The organism is Halotalea alkalilenta DSM 17697 (assembly GCF_000621205.1).
In the GTDB taxonomy this organism is placed as follows: domain Bacteria; phylum Pseudomonadota; class Gammaproteobacteria; order Pseudomonadales; family Halomonadaceae; genus Halotalea; species Halotalea alkalilenta.
Genome location: NZ_JHYY01000042.1, coordinates 38,293 through 44,386 on the forward strand (window position 1 = coordinate 38,293; position 6,094 = coordinate 44,386).

General features: G+C 62.4%; 4 protein-coding genes and 2 rRNA genes. 2 read left to right on the forward strand and 4 right to left on the reverse strand.

Features of this window, described 5'->3' with window-relative positions; all coding sequences use genetic code 11:
• The first annotated feature begins 7 nt into the window (after positions 1–7).
• Positions 8–2,014: a RecQ family ATP-dependent DNA helicase gene (locus tag Q376_RS0108640; RefSeq protein WP_027349982.1), complete on the forward strand. Its 2,007-nt coding sequence runs from the start codon at positions 8–10 to the stop codon at positions 2,012–2,014.
• 8 nt (positions 2,015–2,022) lie between these two features.
• Here the strand turns inward: Q376_RS0108640 and Q376_RS0108645 are convergent, their stop codons facing one another.
• A complete protein-coding gene (locus tag Q376_RS0108645) occupies positions 2,023–2,691 on the reverse strand; it encodes a DedA family protein (RefSeq protein ID WP_027349983.1) in 669 nt (222 codons plus the stop codon).
• A 454-nt stretch (positions 2,692–3,145) separates the two neighbouring features.
• On the opposite strand from Q376_RS0108645, the gene Q376_RS0108650 reads away from it, so the two are divergent.
• Positions 3,146–4,837: an NAD-dependent malic enzyme gene (locus tag Q376_RS0108650; protein WP_027349984.1), complete on the forward strand. Its 1,692-nt coding sequence runs from the start codon at positions 3,146–3,148 to the stop codon at positions 4,835–4,837.
• Between the two features lie 69 nt (positions 4,838–4,906).
• On the opposite strand, the gene Q376_RS0108655 is transcribed toward Q376_RS0108650, so the two are convergent.
• The 3 genes from Q376_RS0108655 to Q376_RS0108665 all read right to left on the reverse strand — a co-directional run.
• A complete protein-coding gene (locus Q376_RS0108655) occupies positions 4,907–5,551 on the reverse strand; it encodes a Bax inhibitor-1/YccA family protein (protein WP_342665963.1) in 645 nt (214 codons plus the stop codon).
• Between the two features lie 217 nt (positions 5,552–5,768).
• Positions 5,769–5,884, reverse strand: a 5S ribosomal RNA gene (gene rrf / locus Q376_RS0108660).
• A 122-nt stretch (positions 5,885–6,006) separates the two neighbouring features.
• A 23S ribosomal RNA gene (locus Q376_RS0108665) occupies positions 6,007–6,094 on the reverse strand; the annotation flags it as partial.

Here is a 6,094-nt window from a genome sequence, read left to right on the forward strand (position 1 = left end):
TCCATCGATGAGCTCTGAGACGCTCGATCACGCCCTCGCTCGTCACTTCGGCTTCGAGGGCCTCCGACCGGGGCAGCGAGCGGTGATCGAGCGGCTGCTGGAAGGCCGGTCCGCGGCGGCGATCTTTCCCACCGGCGCAGGCAAGTCGCTGTGCTACCAACTGCCGGCGCTGATGCTGCCGCACCTGACCCTGGTGATATCGCCGCTTCTCGCCCTGATCAAGGATCAGCTCGCCTTCCTGCATGCCCACGGCATCTCAGCGGCGAGCATCGACTCGAGCCAATCCCCGGACGAGAGCCGCGACGTGATGCGTCGGGTCCAGGCCGGAGAGCTCAAGATCCTGATGATCTCGGTGGAAAGGCTGCGCAACGAGCGCTTTCGCAGATTCATCTCGCAGGTACCGATCTCGCTTTTGGTGGTCGATGAAGCCCACTGCATTTCCGAATGGGGTCACAACTTCCGTCCGGACTACCTGAAGCTGCCGGAGGAGCGCGAACGCCTCGGCATGCCACGTACGCTGCTGCTCACCGCCACGGCGACCCCGCCGGTGGTCGAGCAGATGCGCGAGCGCTTCTCGATCACCGCCGATGACGTAATCACCACCGGCTTCTACCGTCCCAATCTCGAACTCGAAGTGCTGCCCACCGCACAGGCACAGCGCCCGCAGCGCTTGGTCGAATGGCTCGCTCCGCGAGCCGGTCGCCAGGCTGCCGTGCCACAGCCGAGCATCGTCTACGTCACTCAGCAGCGCAGCGCCGAAGAGGTCGCCAAGCTACTGGCCAGCAACGGCATCGAGGCTCGCGCATACCATGCGGGGCTGGATAGCGATGAGCGGCAAAGGATCCAAGCGGCCTTCAAGCAAGGGGAGCTGAACTGCATCGTCGCCACCATCGCGTTCGGCATGGGCATCGATAAAAGCGACATTCGCCAAGTGATCCATTTCGATCCACCCAAGTCGATCGAGAATTACAGCCAGGAGATCGGTCGCGCCGGACGCGACGGAGCACCCTCCACTTGCCTGACGCTGGCGAGCCGGGAGGGCCTGGGGGTGCTCGAGAACTTCATCTACGGCGACACGCCGGAGCGCAGCGGCATCCGCTGCCTGCTGGAAGAACTGGACGCGCTGCCGCGTGCAAGCAGTGGAGAGCGTGACTGGCGCTTCACCCTGAGCGCGCTTTCACAGCGCACCGACATCCGCCCCCTGCCGCTCAAGACCTTGCTGGTGCAGCTGGAGCTGCTCGGAGTGGCGACGCCGCGCTTCTCCCACTTCGCCGACTACCGCTTCGCCCAGTACGAGGACGACGCGACGCTGGCGGGACATTTCCACGGTGAGCGGCGCGATTTCGTCGCCCTGCTGCTGAAGAACGTGCAGCGTGCGCGACGCTGGGCCAGCGTCGACTTCGCTAGGATCGACGAAGCCGGCCGGGCGGCAGGCCTGGATGCGGGACGGGGGCGGGTAATCGCGGCGCTTGAATTCTTTGCCCAGCGCGGCTGGATCGAACTCGAGGCGAAGCAGCTGACGGAGGTATACGCCGTGCATGCCGGGTCGCTGGACGTCGAAGGTCTCAGCCTGCGGCTGCACGACTATTTCACTCAACGCGAACATGCAGAGCTCGAGCGGCTCCGCGCAGTACCTGCGCTACTGGAAAGCGAGCACTGCCTCAGCCATCGGCTGGCGGCGTATTTCGGCGACCCACGTGCACCACAGCATTGCGGCCACTGCTCGGTGTGCCACGGCAGGATCGCCCGTCTGCCCAGCCCTCGACCGCAGCCGTTGCCGGATCGATCGGAGCTCTCGGCGCTATGCGCGCCGTTGCATGCCCGACTGGCCGAGCGCGGCAGCGGGCGCCCACCCAGCGCAACCCTGCTGGCCCGCTTTCTCTGCGGCCTGAGCTCGCCCCTTCTGACCCAGCTCAAGGCCCGCACCCTGCCCGGGTACGGCGCGCTGGCGACATCGCCCTATGCGGCCCTGCATGCCCACATCACCACCCTGGCACTCGGTCGCGACGAATGAATGCAGGCTCAGTCGCGCCCGCTGCCGAAGCGACGCTTGGCGAAATAGAAAAGCGAGGTCACCAGCCCGATCGTCAGCAGCAGGATCGGCAGCAGCAGCATGCAGGTAGTGAGGATCTCTTGGTGACGGGAGAAGAAGGCGGTATTGCTGATCAGGTAGCCAAGCGAGGTGAGAAGCCCCACCCACAGCGTCGCGCTGAGCACGTTGAACATCTGGAAGCGGGCGGTGGACAGCGGCGATATCCCGACCACCAGCGGCATCAGCGTACGCACGAAGGGCATGAAGCGCCCGGCGAGCAGCGCGAGTAGCCCGTGGCGGTGGAGCAGCGCATGGGTCTGCTCCACTCGATGCGGTGGCAGGTGATTGGCCATCCAGCGCTTTATCAATGGCGTGTCGCTCAGCCATCGTCCCTGGATGAAGCCCAGCCATGACCCCACGCTCGCAGCCACGATCAGCACCAGATTGATTCCCCAGAAGGAGAAAGCGCCCTGGCTTGCCATCACACCGACCAGGATCAGCAAGGAATCCCCAGGGAAGAACGCAGCGGGCAGCACGCCATTTTCGAGCGATATGATCAAAAACAGGATCAGCGGCAGCATCCAAAGATAGCGAGCGGAGCGGATCATTTCATAATCCTGACTCAGGATCGCCATGAAGATGTTATAGAAGGTTTCCATCGAGTCTCACGCCTTTCACTTACGCATGCACGACGACATCGCCATTGACCATCGCCCGTAGTTGTCGCCACTTTACTCTAGATCACCAGCGCTGACCGCCGCCCAGAGCTTATTTCACTCAAAGCGATGCGACTACTTCAAGCCAGCGCAAGCCAAGCATGGAGACCGAGGCGCCTTCAAAAGCGCGCAGCGCCCCGCCCAGGGCTAGGACTAGGGGGGTCCGGCTTGCAAGCCACGACCGGAAGCCTGCCCGGATCGCTATGGCGTCAGTGCAACGTACAAAGGACGATCACACGCCTAGGGTAGAATGTTCGCCGCTCGAGGATGAGTGCTATGTTGGGGAGATCGCGCACTCTCGGGGGGCAAGGTCGCGGCAGGACGCGCTCGTCGGTCTTGCTCGTCGGTCTCGTTCATTCCGGCGCGGTATCTTCCAGTCAGCAGATGCGAGTCCCAGATGACCGAAGCCACGCAGCGCCCTCTGTACATCATTCATTCCGGACCGACCCTGCTCGAGACCCCGCTGCTCAACAAAGACAGCGCCTTCTCTCTCGATGAGCGGGTAGCGTTCAACCTCGTCGGCCTGCTGCCGCAGAACATCGAGACGATCGAGGAGCAGGTCGAACGCGCCTATCGGCAGTACTCGGACCAGCAAAGCGACCTCGACCGCCATATCTACCTGCGTGCCCTGCAGGACAGCAACGAAACGATGTTCTTCCGTCTGCTCGAGGAGCATCTCGAAGAGATGCTGCCGATCATCTATACCCCGACGGTCGGCGAAGCCTGCCAGGCTTTCTCGCAGATCTACCGCTCCCACCGCGGCATATTCATCTCCTATCCCCACCGGGAGCACATCGACGACATCCTCAACAGCGCCACCAAGGACAACGTCAAGGTAGTGGTCGTGACCGACAGCGAGCGCATCCTCGGCCTCGGCGACCAAGGTATCGGCGGCATGGGTATCCCGATCGGCAAGCTGTCGCTGTACACCGCCTGCGGGGGAATAAGCCCCGCCTATACCTTGCCAGTGGTACTCGATGTCGGCACCAACAACCCCGACCTGCTCGACGACCCGATGTACATGGGGTGGCGGCACGAACGGATCACCGGTGAGGCGTACTATGAGTTCGTCGACCTGTGCATACGTGCAATCATTCGTCGCTGGCCCAACGTACTGCTGCAATTCGAGGATTTCGCCCAACACTCCGCGCTGCCGCTGCTCGAGAAGTACAAAGATGCATTGTGCTGCTTCAACGACGACATCCAGGGTACCGCGGCTGTGGCGCTGGGCACGCTCTATTCGGCCTGCAAGGCGAAGAACGAGAAGATCTCGGACCAGCGCGTGGCCTTCGTCGGCGCGGGCTCGGCGGGCTGCGGCATCGCCGAACGGATCGTCACGGCGATGATCGAGGAGGGCCTCGATGAGGCCGAGGCCCGGGCAAGAATATTCATGGTCGACCGTTACGGCCTGATCACCGACGACATGACCAACGTCCCGGACTTCCAACGGCGGCTGGCCCAGAAACGAGCCGACCTGGCGCATTGGCAGGGAAACGAGAAGGACCTGGCTCTGATCGATGTGGTACACGGCGCCAAGCCGACCATCCTGGTCGGTGTCTCGGGACAGCGGGGCCTGTTCACCGAGGAGGTGATCAGGGCGATGCACGGCTACTGCCCTTCCCCGCTGATCATGCCGCTCTCCAATCCCACTTCCCGGATAGAGGCGACTCCCCAGGAGATTCTCACCTGGACCAACGGAGAAGCGCTGGTCGCTACGGGCAGTCCTTTTCGGCCGGTCAAACTGGGTGACCATGAGATTCCCATCGCTCAGTGCAACAACGCTTATATCTTTCCCGGCATCGGCCTCGGCGCCCTGGCGGCGTCAGCCCGGCGCATCACCGACGGCATGCTGATGGCGGCTGCCCGTGCGCTGGCCGACTGCTCGCCGGTGGCGCTGGAGGGTGAAGGTGCGGTGCTCCCGCCACTGCGCGAGATCCAGAGCGTGAGCCGCAAGATCGCCTTCGCAGTGGCCAAGCGAGCACAGGAGGACGGGGTGGCACTGCAGATCAGCGATGACGAGATCGAAGCGCGGATCGAGCAGAATTTCTGGCTACCGCGCTATCGCAGCTATCGCCGCGCCTCCTACTAGCGAGGCGGCGGTTCGAGAAGAGCGTGGAGCGTCCGACGACGCTCCGCGTGCTTTGCCGGCCTCGTTCTGTCAGCGGCGGGAGCCGAAGATCCGCAGCAGCATCAAGAACAGGTTGATGAAATCAAGGTAGAGCGTGAGCGCCCCCAGGATCGATGATCTACGCAATTGGGCGTGCCCGCTGCCCTCGAGCTGTGCGCCGATCAGCTTGAGCCGCTGAGTGTCGTAGGCGGTAAGACCGACGAAGACCACGACGCCGATATAGCTCACCGCCCACATCAGCGCTTCGCTCTGCAGCCATAGGTTGAGCAGCGAAGCGAGCACTATCCCGATCAGCCCCATGAACAGCATGTTGCCAAGCCCGCTGAGATCACGCTTGGTGGTAAAACCATAAAGACTCATCACCGCGAACATGCCGGCGGCGGCGACGAAGGTGGCTGCGATCGACGAGTAGGTGTAGACGATGAAGATGCTCGATATCGTCAGCCCCGTGAGCGCCGCATAGAGCATGAATAGCGCCGTCGCAACATTCGGACTCATTTTGGACACTGCCGCCGAGAGGGCGATCACCAGCCCCAGCTGGACGATGATCAGGCCGAAAAACACCCACTGGTTGGAAAAGATGATCTCCAGCACCGCTGGCGAATTGGCGGTGTACCAAGCGACGAATGCGGTGAGCAACAGTCCGCAGGCCATCCAGCCGTATACTTGGGCCATGAAGGTTTGCGTGATGGCAGAAGCCGAACTGCTCGCCGCCTGGTCAATCGGGCGAGATCGTGGCATGGAATCGCTCCTGTGGCTGGCGTCCGCGCCGCAATAGCGGGACTCTTCGTTTCAGCTTAAGACAATGGCGACAGCGTTTCGATCCCGGAATTTCGTCCCCCCATAAGTGAAAACCCCCGCACCAGTCGGTGCGGGGGTCCTCGGGATGAATGCTTGACGATGACCTACTCTCACATGGGGAGACCCCACACTACCATCGGCGCTGAGCGGTTTCACTGCTGAGTTCGGCATGGGGTCAGGTGGGACCCGCTCGCTATGGTCGTCAAGCATATTCTGGCGCAAAGCCCGCCTATCCAGGCAAACTTCACTGATTCGTGGATCATGCTGGCCGAGATCGTCTCGTCGTATCCGTTGCTTCGTCTTTCGATGACCTGACCACTTGGGGTTATATGGTCAAGCCTCACGGACCATTAGTACACGTTAGCTCAAAGCGTTGACCGCTCTTCTACACCGTGCCTATCAACCTCGTCGTCTTCG